The 17,661-nt window shown below is 46.2% G+C and carries 12 protein-coding genes; 9 read left to right on the forward strand and 3 right to left on the reverse strand.

Annotated features, from left to right (window positions below):
- Positions 1-47: 47 nt before the first annotated feature.
- A complete protein-coding gene (locus tag J2736_RS21435; protein WP_310500633.1) occupies positions 48-2,750 on the forward strand; it encodes a UxaA family hydrolase in 2,703 nt (900 codons plus the stop codon).
- Between the two features lie 32 nt (positions 2,751-2,782).
- Complete coding sequence (locus J2736_RS21440) at positions 2,783-3,739, forward strand: aldo/keto reductase (RefSeq protein ID WP_310500634.1); 957 nt, start codon at positions 2,783-2,785, stop codon at positions 3,737-3,739.
- 96 nt (positions 3,740-3,835) lie between these two features.
- On the opposite strand, the gene J2736_RS21445 is transcribed toward J2736_RS21440, so the two are convergent.
- Positions 3,836-4,726, reverse strand: a complete 891-nt coding sequence (locus J2736_RS21445; RefSeq protein ID WP_310500635.1) for an AraC family transcriptional regulator — start codon at positions 4,724-4,726, stop codon at positions 3,836-3,838.
- A 112-nt stretch (positions 4,727-4,838) separates the two neighbouring features.
- Between J2736_RS21445 and J2736_RS21450 the strand changes: the two genes are divergently transcribed.
- Positions 4,839-8,177, forward strand: coding sequence for a DUF5107 domain-containing protein (locus J2736_RS21450; RefSeq protein ID WP_310500636.1), 3,339 nt, complete (start codon positions 4,839-4,841; stop codon positions 8,175-8,177).
- Positions 8,177-9,109, forward strand: coding sequence for an aldose epimerase family protein (locus J2736_RS21455; RefSeq protein WP_310500637.1), 933 nt, complete (start codon positions 8,177-8,179; stop codon positions 9,107-9,109). Before J2736_RS21450 ends, J2736_RS21455 begins: the two co-directional genes overlap by 1 nt.
- 83 nt (positions 9,110-9,192) lie before the next feature.
- Here J2736_RS21455 and J2736_RS21460 read toward each other — a convergent pair whose 3' ends face one another.
- Both J2736_RS21460 and msrA read right to left on the reverse strand, forming a co-directional pair.
- Positions 9,193-9,642 carry a tellurite resistance TerB family protein gene (locus J2736_RS21460; protein WP_310500638.1) on the reverse strand — a complete coding sequence of 150 codons (450 nt, stop codon included), beginning with the start codon at positions 9,640-9,642 and terminating at the stop codon, positions 9,193-9,195.
- A gap of 121 nt (positions 9,643-9,763) precedes the next feature.
- Positions 9,764-10,399 (reverse strand): peptide-methionine (S)-S-oxide reductase MsrA, encoded by a 636-nt coding sequence (gene msrA, locus J2736_RS21465; protein WP_310500639.1) that lies wholly within the window; start codon positions 10,397-10,399, stop codon positions 9,764-9,766.
- A gap of 158 nt (positions 10,400-10,557) precedes the next feature.
- On the opposite strand from msrA, the gene J2736_RS21470 reads away from it, so the two are divergent.
- From J2736_RS21470 to J2736_RS21490, 5 genes are all read left to right on the forward strand, one after another.
- Entirely contained in the window at positions 10,558-12,369 is a 1,812-nt protein-coding gene (locus tag J2736_RS21470) for a cache domain-containing sensor histidine kinase (protein WP_310500640.1), read from the forward strand.
- A 16-nt stretch (positions 12,370-12,385) separates the two neighbouring features.
- Positions 12,386-13,927 carry a helix-turn-helix domain-containing protein gene (locus J2736_RS21475; protein WP_310500641.1) on the forward strand — a complete coding sequence of 514 codons (1,542 nt, stop codon included), beginning with the start codon at positions 12,386-12,388 and terminating at the stop codon, positions 13,925-13,927.
- Positions 13,928-14,197: 270 nt separating this feature from the next.
- Positions 14,198-15,079, forward strand: coding sequence for an ABC transporter permease (locus J2736_RS21480; RefSeq protein WP_310500794.1), 882 nt, complete (start codon positions 14,198-14,200; stop codon positions 15,077-15,079).
- Positions 15,080-15,087: 8 nt separating this feature from the next.
- A complete protein-coding gene (locus J2736_RS21485) occupies positions 15,088-15,948 on the forward strand; it encodes a carbohydrate ABC transporter permease (RefSeq protein WP_310500642.1) in 861 nt (286 codons plus the stop codon).
- 67 nt (positions 15,949-16,015) lie between these two features.
- Entirely contained in the window at positions 16,016-17,596 is a 1,581-nt protein-coding gene (locus J2736_RS21490; protein ID WP_310500643.1) for an extracellular solute-binding protein, read from the forward strand.
- Positions 17,597-17,661 lie beyond the last annotated feature (65 nt).

Genomic DNA, 17,661 nt, shown 5'->3' on the forward strand with positions numbered 1-17,661 from the left:
GTAAACTTGAATTGTTCAGAAAATCTCATCAAAGGAGCTAGTCATCGATGGACGTCGTTTACCAATTTGAAGAAGTAGCGAGACTTCCCTTACCTGGGGATAATTGCGCCGTTGCGATTCGCCAATTGAACGCGGGTACCGCCATTCAGTATGAAAACCAAATTCTCACCTTAGATTACACGGTGATGGAAGGTCATCGATTTGCGGTGAAAGCGATTGCTCCTGGTGAAGATCTACTTTCGTGGCATTTGCCTTTCGGCGTGGCGCGTAAGCCGATTCAGCCCGGCCACTATGTGATCAACGAAACAGTGCGGGAAGCGCTGAGTGTGCGTCAATTGACATTCGCGGTGCCGGCGGAGCCTAATTTCGCGGATCAAATTGCTCCTTTTATCTTTGACGAGGAGAACTTTCTGCCGGCTCAGGCATTGCCAGCTTTTACGGATACGCGCACTTTCATGGGATATCGACGCCATAAAGATCGCGGGGTAGGTACCCGGAACTACATCGTACTGCTCGGAACCACCTCGCACACGGGGAGCTACGTGACTGAGCTTGCCACTCGTCTGCAAGGTATATGGAAGAATGACTCGAACATAGACGGAATTGTTCCCGTCGCCCACACGGAGGGCGGCACAGAGAAGCCGAATAATGTGGACTTGCTGCTGCGAACGCTCGCAGGTTTCATGGTCAACCCGAACGTTGGAGCGGTATTGGTTGTCGATTATGGCAATGAATCGGTTACGAACAAGATGGTGGAGGCTTACGCACGTGAGCATAGCTATCCAATCGATGAAGTTCTGCATAAGTTCGTATCGCTCTCAGGCAGCTTTGAAGAGGAACTGGTAAAAGGTGAAGCGTTAGTACGCGAATGGCTATCAACGGTCAATGCGATGCAGCGAACGCCTGAATCCGTCAGCCACCTGCGAATCGGCTTGCAGTGCGGCGGTTCGGACGCATTCTCTGGCGTATCCGCGAATCCACTGCTCGGTTGGGTTTCGGAACATTTGGTGCGTTACGGCGGTGCGGCTAGTCTAGCCGAAACGGATGAGTTGATTGGCGCAGAGCCTTACGTCCTCTCGAAAGTACGCAACGTAGAAACCGCGCGCAAATTTATTGAACTTGTGAACCGTTTTAAAGAGCGTACGTCCTGGCACGGCACCAGTGCGGAAGGTAATCCGTCAGGCGGCAATATGTATCGCGGCTTGTACAACATTTATCTCAAATCTATAGGCGCTGCTATGAAGAAAGACCCGATAACACGAATCGATTATGCAACGGAGTACGGGGAGCTCATGAAGGATGGCGGTTACTATTTCATGGATAGTCCTGGCAATGACCTGGAGAGTATAGCCGGACAGGTAGCCGCAGGCTGCAACATGATCTTCTTTACAACAGGTAATGGTTCAATTACCAACTTTCCGTATGTGCCTACGGTCAAGGTAGTCACGACAACTCGCCGCTTCCAATTGCTTGCGAACGATATGGATGTGAACGCGGGGCAGTATCTGGAAGGCAAATCGATGGATGAGTTGGGCCATGAGGTATTCGAGTTAGCGATCCACATTGCTTCTGGTCAGCGAAGTGTCGGCGAGAAGGCGGGCCATGCCCAAGTACAGATTTGGCGCAACTGGCAGCAGAACGATGCAAGCCAGCTAGAGACGCTGCTTCACGCTCCTGTACCAACGGGAGTACCGATAGCCATTGAAGATGATGCTACTACTATGGTTAATCCGCTCCAATTTTCTTTTACGCGGCATCGCGATCGGCAGTCTAGTGACCATATCGGCTTGATTGTGCCAACCAGTCTTTGTGCGGGACAGGTAGCCGGTATGATCACCAAGCGCCTGAATGAACAAGGAGCAGGGCAGCCTGAGCTCTCGCGCTTCGTAACATTGGCGCATACGGAAGGCTGCGGCACCTCGGGAGGGCCAGCCGAATCGCTGTTTTCACGCACAATGATTGGCTATATTACACATCCGATGGTAGAGCATTGTTTGCTGCTGGAGCATGGCTGCGAGAAAACGCATAACGACTACATGCGTCATCAGATGGATGTGATGGGCGTCGATGCGAGCCGTCTTGGTTATGCCAGCATCCAGCTTGACGGCGGAATTGCTAAGGTGAGCGAGAAGGTTGAAGCTTGGTTCGCCGATCGATTAATTGCGGCAGATCCTGTGGAGAAAGTGACGGTCGGTTTGGAAGGGCTGCGCATCGGAATCGTAAGTGTTGGGGCTATTAACCAAGATGCCAGCGAGCAGCTGGGACGACTAACCAAAATGATTGTCGGAGCTGGAGGCTTGGTCGTCGTTCCCGAGAATAGCGGATTGCTTGCCGAGGATTCGTTCAACCAGCAACTATTTAGTGCGACTCATGTGGGGCCGTCTATCGCATATGGGGAACATGTTCGTCACAATGGATTTCATATTATGGAGACTCCAACAAAGCATGGGGTAGAGACGATAACAGGACTAGCGGCTACAGGTGTGGAATTAATAATCGCGCTGGTCGGTGACCGTCCCATGCAGACACATCCTTTTGTCCCCATGCTGCAAGTGACGTCAGATCAAGTCGTACTGCAAAAACATAAGCAAGATATCGATTTGGTACTCGAGGGCACCCCGAGCTTTTGGGTGGACCATATCCTTGAGCGTAGCAAAGAAATATTGGAACATACGTATGTACCACGTCTCTATCAGCAAGGTAATATCGATTTTCAAATGACACGAGGATTATTTGGCGTGTCGTTATAAGGCAGACATGAATAGAAAGCGAGGTAAATTCCATGACGAACGCATTATTATCCCTACGGCCGCTTGGTCGTACTGGCCTACTCATATCACCCCTATGTATTGGAGCCGCTCCGCTCGGGGATATGCCGGAGACGTTTCAATATAGCACGTCAGAAGAACAGGCATTAGTTACGTTGCGCACCGCCTTCGAGAGCCCGATCAACTTCATAGATACGGCTGCGGCATACGGTGAGGGTGAAAGCGAACGGCGGATTGGCATGGCTATTCGAGCGAACGGAGGACTTCCGGCTGGTTACGTACTGGCTACCAAAGCCGACCGCGACTTCAAGACTGGCGATTTCAGCGGCGAACAGATCAAACGTTCCATCGAGGAAAGTCTCGAACGATTAGGGCTCCATCGTCTGCAATACGTTTACATCCACGATCCTGAACATACAACCTTCGCTAATGTGATGGGACCCGGCGGGCCTTTAGAAGTACTTCAACAGTTTCAAGCGCAAGGAATCATCGATCACATTGGCATATCCGGTGGACCGATCGATATGCTCATCGATTATGTGGAAACGGGAGCGTTCAGCGCTGTAGAAACCCACAACCGATATACGCTGCTCAATCGAGCTGCCGAACCATTGCTTGATGTTGCTAATCGCTTAGGCGTCGCTGTAATTAACGCAGCTCCTTATGGCAGCGGCATATTAGCGAAAGGTCCGGAAGCATACGCTCGGTATGCCTATAGCGATGCTTCGCCAATCGTAGTAGAACGAGCACGTAATTTCGCTAAAGTGTGCCAGGCATACGATGTACCACTAGCCGCAGCAGCGCTTCAATTCTCGCTTCGCGACCCGCGAATCGCCAGCACGGTCGTCGGCATGAGTAAACCGGAACGCGTAGCCCAGACATTGGAGCTCGCGAATTACCCGATTGCCCCTGAGCTATGGCCGGCACTTGATGAATTTGGCTATGATACGGAAGATCCCGAAGGGAATTGATTCCCGTAGGGGTTTATGAGTCATAAGTTGAACAATAATCTCGTCCCTAAGTGCGTGTCTTTGGGGCGGGATTTTTTTTATTGTGAACCAAATTTGTTATCCCTTAGGAACGTTTCGATAATTACTTGGGGAGGAACCGGTTATTTTCTTGAATAATCTTGAGAAATAATAGGGATCCGAAATACCCATGTTGGAGGCAATCTCTTTGATGGACAGAGGCGTTAAACTGAGCATTTGAGCGGCTTTTTGAATTTTCATCCTTAGAAAGTACTCAATTGGTGGAATACCTGTTCCTTCGTTGAATAATAAAATTAAATGCTGTCTAGACAAACCTGTGTGTTGGGCTAATTCAGGGAGATTAATGGCTTGTTCTAAATGGTCATTCATGTATCGGATGGCAACCTCTAGGTATTGCTCTCTCTTTTTCTCCTTGGCCGTACCTCCTACCCGCATACCAATACTGCTAATCAATTGTCGGATAGACTGCGAAACGTGTGTGTGGATGGGTAACGAGTAGGTCTTATCGGATAGCAGATAGTAACATTGATCAAAAACATCCTTGTATTCGGTCATTGCCCCGATGGGTAAATGTAGCGGACCTGTATCCATCCCGTACATTTTTATAAAAGCTGCTGTATGGTTACCTTGAAGATGAAACCAGTAAATACTCCATGGGGCATGGCTAGATGCACCATATCGATGAGGGGTGTGGGCAGGGATGACGGCTAGATGATTCCTAGTCAAGGTGAAGGCACCCTGTTGCCCTAATTCTATCCAGCCTTCTCCTTCCGAGCAAAAGATGAAGATATGGGAGTTACTGCCCTCAGGGCGCTCCCGATAATGATGACGGGCAGTAGGGAAGAAGCCGATATCACTTACAAATAAATCTCGCGTCAGCTCCGAGCGGGATAATTCCGTCTGCATATATTCAGGAAGAATGAATAACTTCTCTTCTTCAAATCCTTCAGGCTTTCTTGTCGTATCCATTTGTAAGGCCCCCTCCAATAATAAGAATATAATCCATTACATTAAGCATTTTGTCAATTGGCTGCCGCCATCATCCGAGGTAAAGTAGAGATAATCAGATAAAGGAGTGATAATGTTGAGTCAGAAGGTTCGCATATGGGAAGAAGAAAAGTCGATCCCGACGTATGGCATTGGGGAACCGGATCGAAACCCGATGTTCCTTGAGAAACGTGTTTATCAAGGAAGCTCTGGTAAGGTGTATCCGCATCCCGTTATTGATAAAATTGAAGATGAGAAGAAGCCTCAGTCGTATCGTATGGTGATCTTGGAAAACGAATATGTTCGCATCGAGATTATGCCTGAACTTGGCGGACGCATTTATCGTGCGCTGGACAAAACGAACGACTATGACTTCGTTTATTATAATCGCGTGATTAAACCCGCCTTGGTTGGCCTTGCAGGACCATGGATTTCCGGTGGCATCGAATTCAACTGGCCGCAGCATCACCGTCCGAATACGTACGGTCCGGTTGAATATAAACTCACCGAGCAAGAAGACGGAAGCGCTACCGTATGGGTGAGTGAGATCGATCGTATGTATGGCACGAAAGTGACGGCAGGTTTCACTTTGTATCCAGGCAAAGCCTATCTAGAAATTTCTGCGCAGTTATATAACCGGACATCGGAACCACAAACGTTCTTGTGGTGGGCGAACCCCGCGGTCGCGGTTAATGATCATACGCAATCTGTATTTCCGCCTGATGTTACGGCTGTCTTTGACCATGGTAAACGTGACGTCTCGAGGTTTCCTGTCGCAACCGGAACGTACTACAAAATGGATTATTCAGCCGGCGTAGATATCTCACGCTACAAGAACATTCCGGTTCCCACCTCGTATATGGCCTACAAATCCGATTATAATTTCGTCGGTGGTTATGATCATGGCGTTGGAGCAGGTTTGTTGCACGTAGCCAATCATCATGTTTCACCAGGGAAGAAGCAATGGACGTGGGGGAACGGCGAATTCGGGCAAGCATGGGATCGCAACCTAACAGATGAAGATGGTCCCTATATTGAGCTCATGACAGGCGTTTACACAGATAACCAACCAGATTTCACGTGGTTGCAACCTTATGAGGAAAAATCGTTCAAGCAATATTTCATGCCTTATAAACATATTGGCGTCGTAAAAAATGCTTCCATCGATGCTGCGGTCAACTTAGAAGTGGATGAGAAGACGCGTGAAGCCATCGTATATGCTTATGCAACGTCCGTGTTTGATGGTGCTATTGTGGAGTTGAAAGGCCGCTACCGAACGTATCTGAAGGAGATTGTGAAGCTTTCTCCAACCGACACGTTCAAATCAGTCCTTACACTGGATGCAAACGATCAAGCACATGACTTGAAACTGACTGTCAGGGATGCCAATGCTACGCTACTCATTTCTTATCAGCCTGAGAAGCCTTCCATTGAGCAAGTGCCGGATGCCGCTAAGCCACTGGCAGAGCCTACGGAGTTGAAGACGAATGAACAGTTGTATTTAGCTGGTCTGCATCTAGAACAATACCGCCACGCCACTTTCGAGCCAGAAGATTACTATTTAGAAGGTTTAAAACGTGACCCAAGCGATAGCCGTATTAATGTCGCCTATGGTACACTCTTGCTGCGCCGTGGGTTATTCTCCCAAGCAGAAGAGCACTTCCGTACCGCGATCAAGTCGCTTACTTGGCGCAATCCAAATCCATATGATAGTGAAGCGCTCTATCAATTAGGCGTAGCCCTCAAAGAGCAGGGACGCAAAGAAGAAGCATTCGCTGCCCTCTACAAAGCGACATGGTCGGCGAATTGGCAAGATGCTGGGTTCTTCACAATGGCACAAATTGCTTGTGAGAAGGGTTCTTATAGTGAAGCGTTGGAATTGGTTGAGCGTTCACAGGTACGCAATTCTCGCAATTACAAAGCACGTCACCTGAAAGCTGCACTTCTTAGGAAGTTGGGACAATGGCAGGAAGCAGTTGTCTTCTCACAGGAGACACTTGCGCTGGATATCGCTGATTTTGGAGCGGCTAACGAACGATACCTTACGCTTGCTAACCAAGGTGAGGAGGATCTTGCTAATGAAACATTAGTGGAGTTGACTCGCCTCATGCGCGGGGATGCACATAATTATTTGAACCTAGCATCGGATTATGCAAATTGCGGTTTGTTTGAGGAAGCGGTCCAATTGCTTGGACGCATTGTCCAAGGTCACGATTCCTCCAAAGTGAACCCGATGGTTCATTACACACTTAGCTATCTCTATGAGAAAACAGGGCATTTCGATCGGGCTAGCCATCACAGGCATGAGGGGAATACAGCAACTTCGGATTACTGTTTCCCGAATAACTTATACGATTTGCAAGTGCTGACAAGCGTTATTGCTGCGACCTCTGAGGATAATGATAAGGCGCATTATTACCTTGGCAATTGGTGTTACGACAAAAAAAGGCACGAAGATGCCATTCTGCACTGGGAAGCTTCAGTTTCGATCCGAGGAGATTTCGCGACGGTACATCGCAATTTATCTCTCGCTTATTTTAACAAAAGAGGAGATTCAGCATCGGCTCTTATCGCCTTGGAGACAGCTTTTGCTTGTAGGCAGGATGATGCACGCGTCTTCTATGAACTCGATCAACTGTATAAGAAGCTGGGTTACACCGCTGCGATTCGTTGCACGAAGCTAGAGGAACATCAAGATCTAGTGAACAAACGCGACGATCTTTACGTGGAGTATGTGACACTCCTGAATGCCCAAGGTCTTCACGACAAAGCTATTCAAGCTATTCAAGCACGCAACTTCCATCCATGGGAAGGTGGCGAGGGCAAAATAACCGGCCAGCATGTCGTTGCTCATGTCGAGCTTGCGAAAGCGGCATTAGCTGACAATCGTTTTGACGCGGCAGTATCCTACTTACATGAAGCGCTTATCTACCCGGAGAATTTAGGGGAAGGCAAGCTGTCAGGTGCGCAAGAAAATAATGTGTATTATTATCTTGGACTCGCGCATGAAGGTTTAAAGCAAACGACGCAAGCACAGGAGTGTTTTGAAATAGCTTCAAAGGGGCTAGAGGAGCCAGCTAGTGCCATGTATTACAACGATCAACCGCCGGATATGATCTTCTATCAAGGAATGGCTTGGCTAGCTCTGGGTAACGAAAAGGAAGCGAAGCGCCGTTTCAATAAGCTGATTGATTACGCTGAGAAACACGTGTTCAATGAAGTGAAATTCGATTACTTCGCCGTTTCCTTGCCAGACTTCTTGGTATTTGAGGATAATTTGAATGTGCGCAATGAAGTTCACTGTCTATACATGATGGGACTTGGGCACCTTGGATTGGGTAACCTAACAATGGCTGGTGAGCAGTTCGATAAAGCGCTGGATCTAGAAGCTAATCATGCTGGGGCACGTATTCATCGGGAGATGTGCCATTAATGGAAGAGACTCACACTAGCCTAACAACGGGAACGTATAAAGGATTCTTATCCATCACCATGGAAAATGAGCAAATCCGTATGGAGATCGTACCGGATCTCGGCGGAAAGCTGGTTTCACTTATTTATAAACCTAGTGGTAAGGAGTGGCTGCTTGATTCGGGTGAGAGATCTTTAAGGCAGCCTCACTATGGCTCCAGCTTTGGCGAGTGGGATATGAGTGGTTGGGATGAATGTTTCCCAACCATTAATGAATGTCCATGGGAATTAGATAAGCGTGTGATTCTGCCTGATCATGGCGAAATTTGGTCGCTTCCTTGGCGTTATAGCATCGAAGAGAACGAGGTTGTGTGTTCCGTAGAAAGTTCATTGCTCTCATATCAATTTATAAGAAGCATCACCATGCATGCGGGGAATACGGTTAGGATGAAATACCGTGTTGATAATAGGAACGATCAGCCGATGCCATTCCTGTGGGTGCCTCACCCGCAATTTGCCATGACGGAACAAACACGTATTCTGCTCCCCGAACCTATGGCGGAAATGCTTTGCGTGTACGCAGGTCATAAGCTAAAGGAGGGGGAAACGTATGCTTGGGAGGATGTCTCTCTCGTTTCCCCCGCGGTTACTGGAGACGGACGAAAGTTTTATTATGTGGGGCAAGTACCCATAAGTTGGTCTGGCTTGTACGGTCAGGAAAGTGAAAACTTCCTGATCGTATCGGTTCCCAAAGAGAAGGTTCCTTATCTAGGCATTTGGATCGATGAGGGCATGTTCAATGATCGCGTTACTTGTGCTTTGGAACCTAGTATTGGCTATTATGATTCCCTTGATAAAGCCGTAAGTAATGGGTCTGCACAAACCATTCCAGCCCAAGCCTCTTTTGAATGGTATTTAGATCTCACCATCGGTATTGGAGAGTGGAAATCGTAAGGGCTGGTACCAGTGGGAAGTAAAAAAGATGATCCCTGTACAATACACATACAGGAATCATCTTTTTTTATAATGAATTGCTCTTACAAACCAAATTCACCAGGCGTTAAGCCAAGTGATTGACAGATATCACGAACAACTGCCTTCTCTTTGTCATCGAAATCCCCATCTGCTGCACCGATTGCACTACAAACGCCAACGATTACTCGTCCAACTTCAGGTTTACTACGGAATTTCGCAATCGCTTTTAATGCTTCTTGTTTGCCGATCATGGAATCAAATTCAAGGTTTCCAACAAAATGGTTAAAGCGATTGATGACGTCGCTCATATCAAATACTTTTAGTTCTTCGCTGCGGCTCATGTAGCCAGCCATTTTTTGTTTTTCATTTGAATCGACGGAACCATCAGCTGCAGCTACAAGTGCACAACCGGCAACTACGGCATCCATAAAGTCCTTGTTCTTAAATTTCTTTACTTGATCAGTTAGACCTTGTTTAGAATTTTGTAACCATGATTTGAATCCAACACTCATGTATGATTCCTCCATTATTTTAGTTTTTATTAACTTGTTATTTTACATTTTAAATTTATTATTTACTTTTAGCAAATTTTGTAGAAATTCGTCTTCCGTTTACAGAGTAATACGATCATCCCTACCACTTTATCAACCGGATTAAGCGGATCATTTTTTCTTGTTGCTGGGTGCTGATCGGCCAAGTTCGGATATCACTCACAATAGAATCCATATTGGTATATCCCTTAGCCAGTCCATTTAATCGTGCAGCCAAGGTCGCGTTGGTCAGTTCTTCATCCGTTGAAAAGAGAGTTCTCAACTTATCGATCGCGTCTGGATACCGTTTCAAATAATATTTCTGATGCCGATCTTCAGCAAGATAAAAAGTCGTGTAAGGTGCAATCTCAGTGTCAATTTTGCTATTTCCTTGCTGCTCCCGGTTCGTGAGAACATGTTGAGCTGCGCTTTGTTGGTTGGAGTCACGATACAATACCATGGACGTATACTGTCGACCTTTATAATCATTGATATTCGTTGGGTTATGATTGCTCCAGAACACATTCAGGAGATTCTCTAGACTTAGGAGATCAGAGTTAAATACGATTTCAACGGTCTCTGTGTGGTCGCCCATTTCCCGGTAAGTTGGATGATCAGTCGTTCCTCCGGCGAAACCAACACGTGTTCGAACGACACCCGGCAGTTGTCCAAACAAAGCGTCTGGGCTCCAGAAGCAACCCATTCCAAGCGTAATCGTGTGATCGTTGCTGCTATTCATGTCAGACACCTCCAGTTAAGTTAATAATAGCATGAATGGTTCGGATTGCTTTTATTCAATGTAAAGATAGGATCACAACTTTTTTCCGCCGTGTTGCTAAAGTAGAGAGTGTGATACAATGTGGTGAAAAATGAATGATCGACTAAAGGGGAATCTGAATGGCCCTTAATCAATGGATGAAACAGCCGCTTGCGTTAATACCTAGTATGAAGTTGAAACAAAGGTTTCTAACCAGCTATCTGCTTGTATGCATTATCCCGCTTTTGATTGTGAGTACGATTATTTATTATCAATCAGCTCACAGCTTGGAAGAAGCCTCTCAAGAATTTGCTGCGCTATACACTTCACAGATCGATTCATCGATGAATGATTTTATTCAGGAATATGACAGGGTGACCAAAACGGTCCTGATTGACAACGACTTGCTCTCACGTTTGGGGGAAGAAAAGCTTCCAATGGCGGAATTGATTGTCAACAAAAATATGATCAACCGCATCCTGATGAGGATCGCTTTACTCAAACCAGAAATCAGCAACTTGATGCTCGTTACCAAAGGAAACATCGTGTATCATTTTTCCAATACATCCAGTGCAGTGAATGAAAGCATTCTGCTTCAGCAGGATTGGTATAAGATGAGTGTTGATCCGGAGGATACCCTGTTCATTACAGGGTTGCATGATCGCTCGTATTATGAGGATAAAGGAGAAGGCGCTGTTCTGACGGTTGGCCGCGTGCTGCTTAATGCGAACGGCTCCTATGCTGGTGTTTTGTTGATTGATCTAGACCCATCGCGACTGCTGAAACTGAACGAGAATTTTCTCGTTGCTCGTGATCGATACGATATGCGGGTGATCGTCAACAATAAAAAAGGAGAACTGGTGTATCACTCCGATCTAACCAGCGGAAAAACGAACTGGAAACAGCTTTCTGCAAGCAGGTCAACTTCCGCAAAGGAAAAAGAGGGGATGATCGTACTCACCGGCAACATGCACTCAAATAAGCTTGATGTGAGAACGGAAATTCCTCGAGAGAAATTATTATTGAAAATTGGAAATATGAAAGTCTCGACGATTCTGGTCACTGCTGTCAGCTTACTATTCATTATGGGGATCTCAATTGCCATGAGCTCCTATATTACGAAGCCGATTATGAATCTTCGCAGAAGCATGAAGCAAGCCGAAGCGGGCTTGTACCTTCCGATCGAGCTCAGGATTCCGAATGACGAAATCGGGAGCCTTGTCCATAGCTATAACAAGATGATCGTGAAGATCCGAACCCTAATTGAGGATGTGTATATAGCAGAAATTAAGCAAAGGCAGGCTAAGTTTCTTGCCCTTCAGCATCAGATTAATCCGCACATGCTCTACAACACACTTGAATCCATTCGAATGAAAGCGCTTGTAAAGGAACAGGATGAAATTGCTGGCATGATTAAAATTCTTGCTCGTATGTTCCGACTGTCATTAGGGAAGGAAGCCCATCTTCACTCTGTAAGAGACGAAGTGGATTATACTGTGAACTATCTTCAACTGCAAAATATTCGCTTCGATGACCGCTTTAAGCTGCATGTTCACATGAGCGAGGAGGTTTTGCAATGCCGCATTTTGCCGCTTGTCTTTCAGCCGATCGTCGAGAACAGCATTAACCATGCATTTCACGATTACAGCAAGGTCATGAATCTTCATCTGGAAGGGATCGTCACTGAAGATGACCATATAAGAATTCGCATTTCGGATGACGGGGCAGGCATGGATCCTTCGAAAGTCATGGAGCTAAACCAGCGGCTGGCCGAGGCGGAGACGGATAAATTAAAGCTAGACGATTTAATAGAAGCAACGGGGAAGAGTATTGGTCTGAAAAATATTGCAGAGCGCATCAAGTTGCAATACGGGGATGGTTATGATTTGACGGTTCATTCCACAGAAGGCGAAGGCACGGTTGTTGAATTTCGTATACCCACACGATCATAGAGCATAGGGGGAGTTTATGATGAGGTTAGTCCTTGTGGATGATGAGAAAGGAATTACGGACGGGCTTAAAACGCTTGTGAGGCGCTATCTGCCGCAATGTGAGGTTGTCGGAACTGCACATAATGGGAACGAGGGCTGGAAGCTCGTGCAGGAAATGCAACCAGACATCGTGATCACGGATATTCGCATGCCTCAGTCTGATGGCCTATCAATGATTCGCAGGCTGATAGAATCCGGCAGCCGGGCCAAATTCATTATTCTGAGCGGATATGCGGAATTCGAGTATGCGAAGAAAGGGATTGAGCTCGGCGTCAAATTTTACATCAACAAGCCGGTCGAAGAGGAAGAACTTGAAGATTGCGTGACCAAAGTGATTGCCGAGATCAACAGCGAGAAGGCACAATCGCGGCATTGGCACGACTTTGTGTTAAAGGATGTGCTGGTAACTGGCTATGACCCGCAGACGCACGAGGGCCATATATCCTATTTATTCCCTCTCCCAGTTACGCGGTATGACTGTGCTTGTATCTTGGTGGAATTCGGCTGTGAGCCGGGCATGGTTCAAGAAGATTATGTCCTGCGCCAAGCCAGGGATGTCTTCAAGCCGTACGATCAATTGCAAGTGATCCGCTATGAAGGATCCCAATTTGCGGTACTTGTCATGCATGAAGGCAAGATCAATGAGGAGTATCTGATCCAAGATGTAAGGAGACTGCAAGAAGAGTTCAGTCGTGTCTTGGGCATTTCTGTTTCGGCTGGCATCGGGCGGGCCTACCCCGCGCCGGCCGGATTAAGCACTTCGTTCGATGAAGCACAGCAGTCGCTGTGGTATAAGGTTATGAAAGGTAATCATGTCGTCATCGCTTTTCGAGAGACGGAACCGTCTTCCAGCGCCGTTGCCCTTCTCGCGGAGGAGGAGCTGGTTCTGCTAGAAACCTGCATGGAACAGATGGATAATGTAGGCAGCGCTGAAGTCATTCATCGTATTTTTCGTGCTATTGAGAAGCAGAGCAATCTGCATCTGGCCGATCTGCAGCACCAAATATTGCTTATTCTCGTTTCCAGTATGCGGCGAATATCCTTTACGCAGCTGCAAATGAATGATTTACTGGGCAAGTACCTACTGTCCGTCGAAGAATTGGCACGTTTTAAGACGCTGGAAGAATTAAAACTTTGGGTCATTCAAGCCATCGACCGCATTAGCGATCAGAATAAGATTCGGCAAGCACCGAAGAAAAAGGATGTCATTTCCGAGATTAAGGAGTACGTAGCGGCTCATTATGACAGCAATATCACGCTCGCGGATTTGTCAGCACGTTTTTATATCAATCCTTTTTATTTGAGTCAATTATTCAAAGAAAAAACCGGGGATACGTATTTGAGTTATCTCATGGGCGTTCGGATGAATAAAGCGAAAGAGCTTTTAATGGATACGGACTTGAAAGTATACGAAATTTGCCAAAGGGTCGGTTATGCGGATACGAGTCATTTCAGTAAATTGTTCGAGCGAATGGTAGGTTGTACACCTACAGAATATAGAAAAAAATGTAAAATATAAACGATGTAAAAGTACCCTTTTCCCAAGTGATGGAAAAATCGGGTGCTTTTTTTGTTGAAAACTTAAAAGTGACATAGTGGAAACTTAAAAATCCCCCTTTGTGCTTCCTCTGTAATCTAGGTATATTTTTAACATGAAAACGGATTCAGTAGATACAGAAATCAAAAAGGAAGTGGAGAAAGCAACATGAATCGAACAATGTCTGCATCTGGCAAGGAGGTCGTGGCAAGGCGAACGGGATTTCTTTCGGCTTTTCTGCTATGGCACAATATGCGAAAGTATTGGCCACTTTATCTCATGGCCGTCCCTGGCGTCGCATTTATTCTCATTTTTAAGTACATTCCATTAACCGGATCGCTCATCGCTTTCCAAGATTACTCGGTGTTCAAAGGATTTGCGGACAGTACATGGGTCGGTTTCAAACACTTTAAGACCTTGCTTCACTATCCGGATTTTACAAGGGTGTTTACGAATACGCTAATTTTAGGCTTCTTAAAAACGCTCTTCGTATTTCCCATTCCAATCATCTTATCCTTAATGATTAATGAGGTCAGGAAAGCAGCGCTGAAGAAAGGAATTCAAACCGCCTTATACATCCCCCACTTTCTATCATGGGTTATTGTTGCAGGTATTGCATTTGATCTGTTCGCTGTAAATGGATTGTTTAATATTGTGATGGGTTGGTTCGGTCATGATCCCATTCTGGCTATGCAAGAAAGCGCATACTTCCGTCCGATCTATGTACTTACCGGGCTCTGGAGGGATGCGGGGTGGGGGACAGTCGTATATATGGCGGCAATCAGCTCGATTGATCCCCAGTTGTACGAATCAGCAATGATGGACGGCGCCTCCAGATTCAAACAAATGAGACATGTGACATTTCCGCTACTGCTGCCGACGATTCTCGTGTTGTTTTTGCTAGAGATCGGCAATTTTATGGAGTTGGGCTTCGATCATGTGTATAACCTTCTGACACCCATGACTTACAGCGCAGGCGATATTCTAGATACGTATGTGTTCCGAACGGGGATTCAGCAGGCTCAGTACAGTTTCGCGACAGCAGTTGGCCTGTTCCAATCGGTTATCGGATTCATTTTGGTCTATACCTTTAATCGATTGTCGAGGAAAGTCTCGGATGGGGGGCTCTGGTAACTATGCCTATGTCCAAAGCAGAAAAAGGTTTTGAAATTGCCATCCTAGTGTGCCTATGTGTCTTCTCGATAATCGCTCTGATCCCGCTGCTTTCCGTTATCTCCATTTCCTTCAGCTCCAGCCGAGCTGTTGACTTGAATCTGGTAACGATTTGGCCGAAAGAATTTACCTTGGATTCCTGGTCATATTTGCTAGTCCGATGGGACCTGTGGCGTTCCTTCATTCTGACACTGGTAACCACGGTTGTCGGGACATCGCTTGCCCTGCTCGTAACGGCACTATTGGCCTTCCCATTATCCAAAAAGGAATTTTTGCCCGCAGGCATTCTGATGATTGCTGTGGTGATCACGATGGTGTTCAAGGCGCCAATTGTGCCTTATTTTCTAACGGTTCGCAGTATCGGTTTGTATAATAATCCGCTTGTGCTGGTTATTCCGCATATTCTAAATCCTTTTAATCTAATTATTATGCGAACGTTCTTCAAGCAATTTCCGAAGGAATTGGAAGAGGCGGCTTTCATGGAAGGCTGTGGTTATTTCCGGTTATTGTTCCATTTCGTGCTTCCGTTGTCTAAGGCGGTCCTTGCAACGCTAGCGCTGTTCTATGGCGTAGTCGTGTGGAACCAGTTCCAGCATCCGCTTTTCTTTATTCAAAATCCGGAATGGTTCCCTCTTCAGCTGAAGATTAGGCAATTTATTACCGATCCGAATGAAATGCCTTTTGTTGAATCGATTATGGACATTAATTACAACGAACGCACGCTGAAATCCGCAACGGTCGTTTTCGCCATCATTCCAGTTATTTTGGTCTATCCTTTTTTACAGAAGTATTTTGTCAAAGGTGCTATGATTGGTTCGGTAAAAGGGTAATTACTACTTCGTTTTAGGAGTCCGTAGGGCTATCAAATACAACTACAATCAAATGGGGGAATACAACATGTTATGGAAAAAGCTTAGTTTGCTTACAATAACTGCAGCATTATCAGTATCCGTATTCGCTGGCTGCGCCAAGAAGGAAGAAGCAGTCACGCAAGGCCAGTCTCAAAACCCGACTGGCAGCGCTGCTCCTGAGGAAATCGTAAATCTAGAAGTATGGTATTCTAATCTAGGCTTTAAACCGATTGAGAAGGGCAGCACGCTGTATGAATTTTATAAAAAAGAACTCGGCGTTGGCATTATCCATCCTTATGTGGAATGGAACGGCGGGACATCGTATCTAAATCAACTCAATTTAAAAATTGCAGCCAATGAAATGCCCGATATGTTTCTTCCGCAGCAAGGCATGGAAGCAAGCTTAGCCAAAAATGGCGCGATTGCTGATCTGACGGACCTCATTCCCAAATATGCGCCGAACCTGTGGAATGCAGTTCCGAAGGATGTGTGGGATATTGTAAAAGCAAATGACCCTACCGGACAAGGTCGCATTTATTATGTACCTGGGGTATTAGATTACGGTCGCATGGGCGGGTTGATTCGCAAAGACTGGTTGGATAAATTGGGGCTTGCGATGCCCAAAACGCAGGATGATTTTGTGAAGGTGTTGGAAGCATTCCGCGATAAGGATCCGAATGGCAACGGCAAGAAGGATGAGATACCGACAGGTGGGCGTGAGCAAGCGGCCTGGATGGATCACATTTTCGCCATGTACGGTGTTGCGATGAATGAAGGCAAGCCGGACTGGGACATCTACGAAGGGAAGATGACGTATTCCGCAGTGACACCGAACATGAAAGGTGCGTTGGAGTTTGCTGCCAAGCTGTATAAAGACGGTTTGCTGGATAAGGAAACTTTATTAAACAACAAAGCCCAATGGGACGGTAAAATCGACTCCGATAAAGTAGGTTTGTACTATCACTGGGTGGAGGATGCTGGCGGACACATTGAGAAAATTTCCAAAAACACAAACGTAAAAGGCGACTACGCTGTGCTCCCAGTTCCGGAAGTGCCGGGATTCAAAGGTTTCTACACGCAGAAGAAAATGGGAAGTCCGATCTGGGTCGTCAAGAACAACAAGGATCAGAAAAAGCTGATGGCTACCATGAAACTGTTAAATAATCTGTATGACAAAAGTAAGTGGGAAAATCTATTCTATGGCGCTGAGGGTATGCACCATACGGTTAAAGATGGTAAGAAAGTGTCGATCGCTCCGGATAAAAGCACACAAGAGAATAAGCTGTTCCAACCTTTTAACGATCTCGATACACTGGCATATAAAACAAATCTGTTGAAGTCGGCCACTTCAGCTGAGCGTGAATGGGCGTTAGGTCAGAATACAAGAAATATGGCGGAGAATCAGAAATACGTAAAAACGATTGCTGGAGACGGATTGCCTGCCAGTGTGTACGAAGGCTTTGCAGATATAAACAATCGTACTCTGTATGTCGAGTACGCGACTAAGATTATCTTAGGCCAATATCCCATCAGTAAATTTGATGAGTTCGTCGAGAAGTGGAATAAATCCGGCGGTGAGGAAGTAACTAAGCGGTCAAGGGAATGGTATGCAAAGGTGAAAAAATAAGGTGGATACAACATTCGGAAGGGGCAGTCCTGTACTATGGGCTGCCTCTCCATTGTAAAAAAGGG

This window comes from Paenibacillus qinlingensis (assembly GCF_031455095.1).
In the GTDB taxonomy this organism is placed as follows: Bacteria; Bacillota; Bacilli; order Paenibacillales; family NBRC-103111; genus Paenibacillus_E; species Paenibacillus_E qinlingensis_A.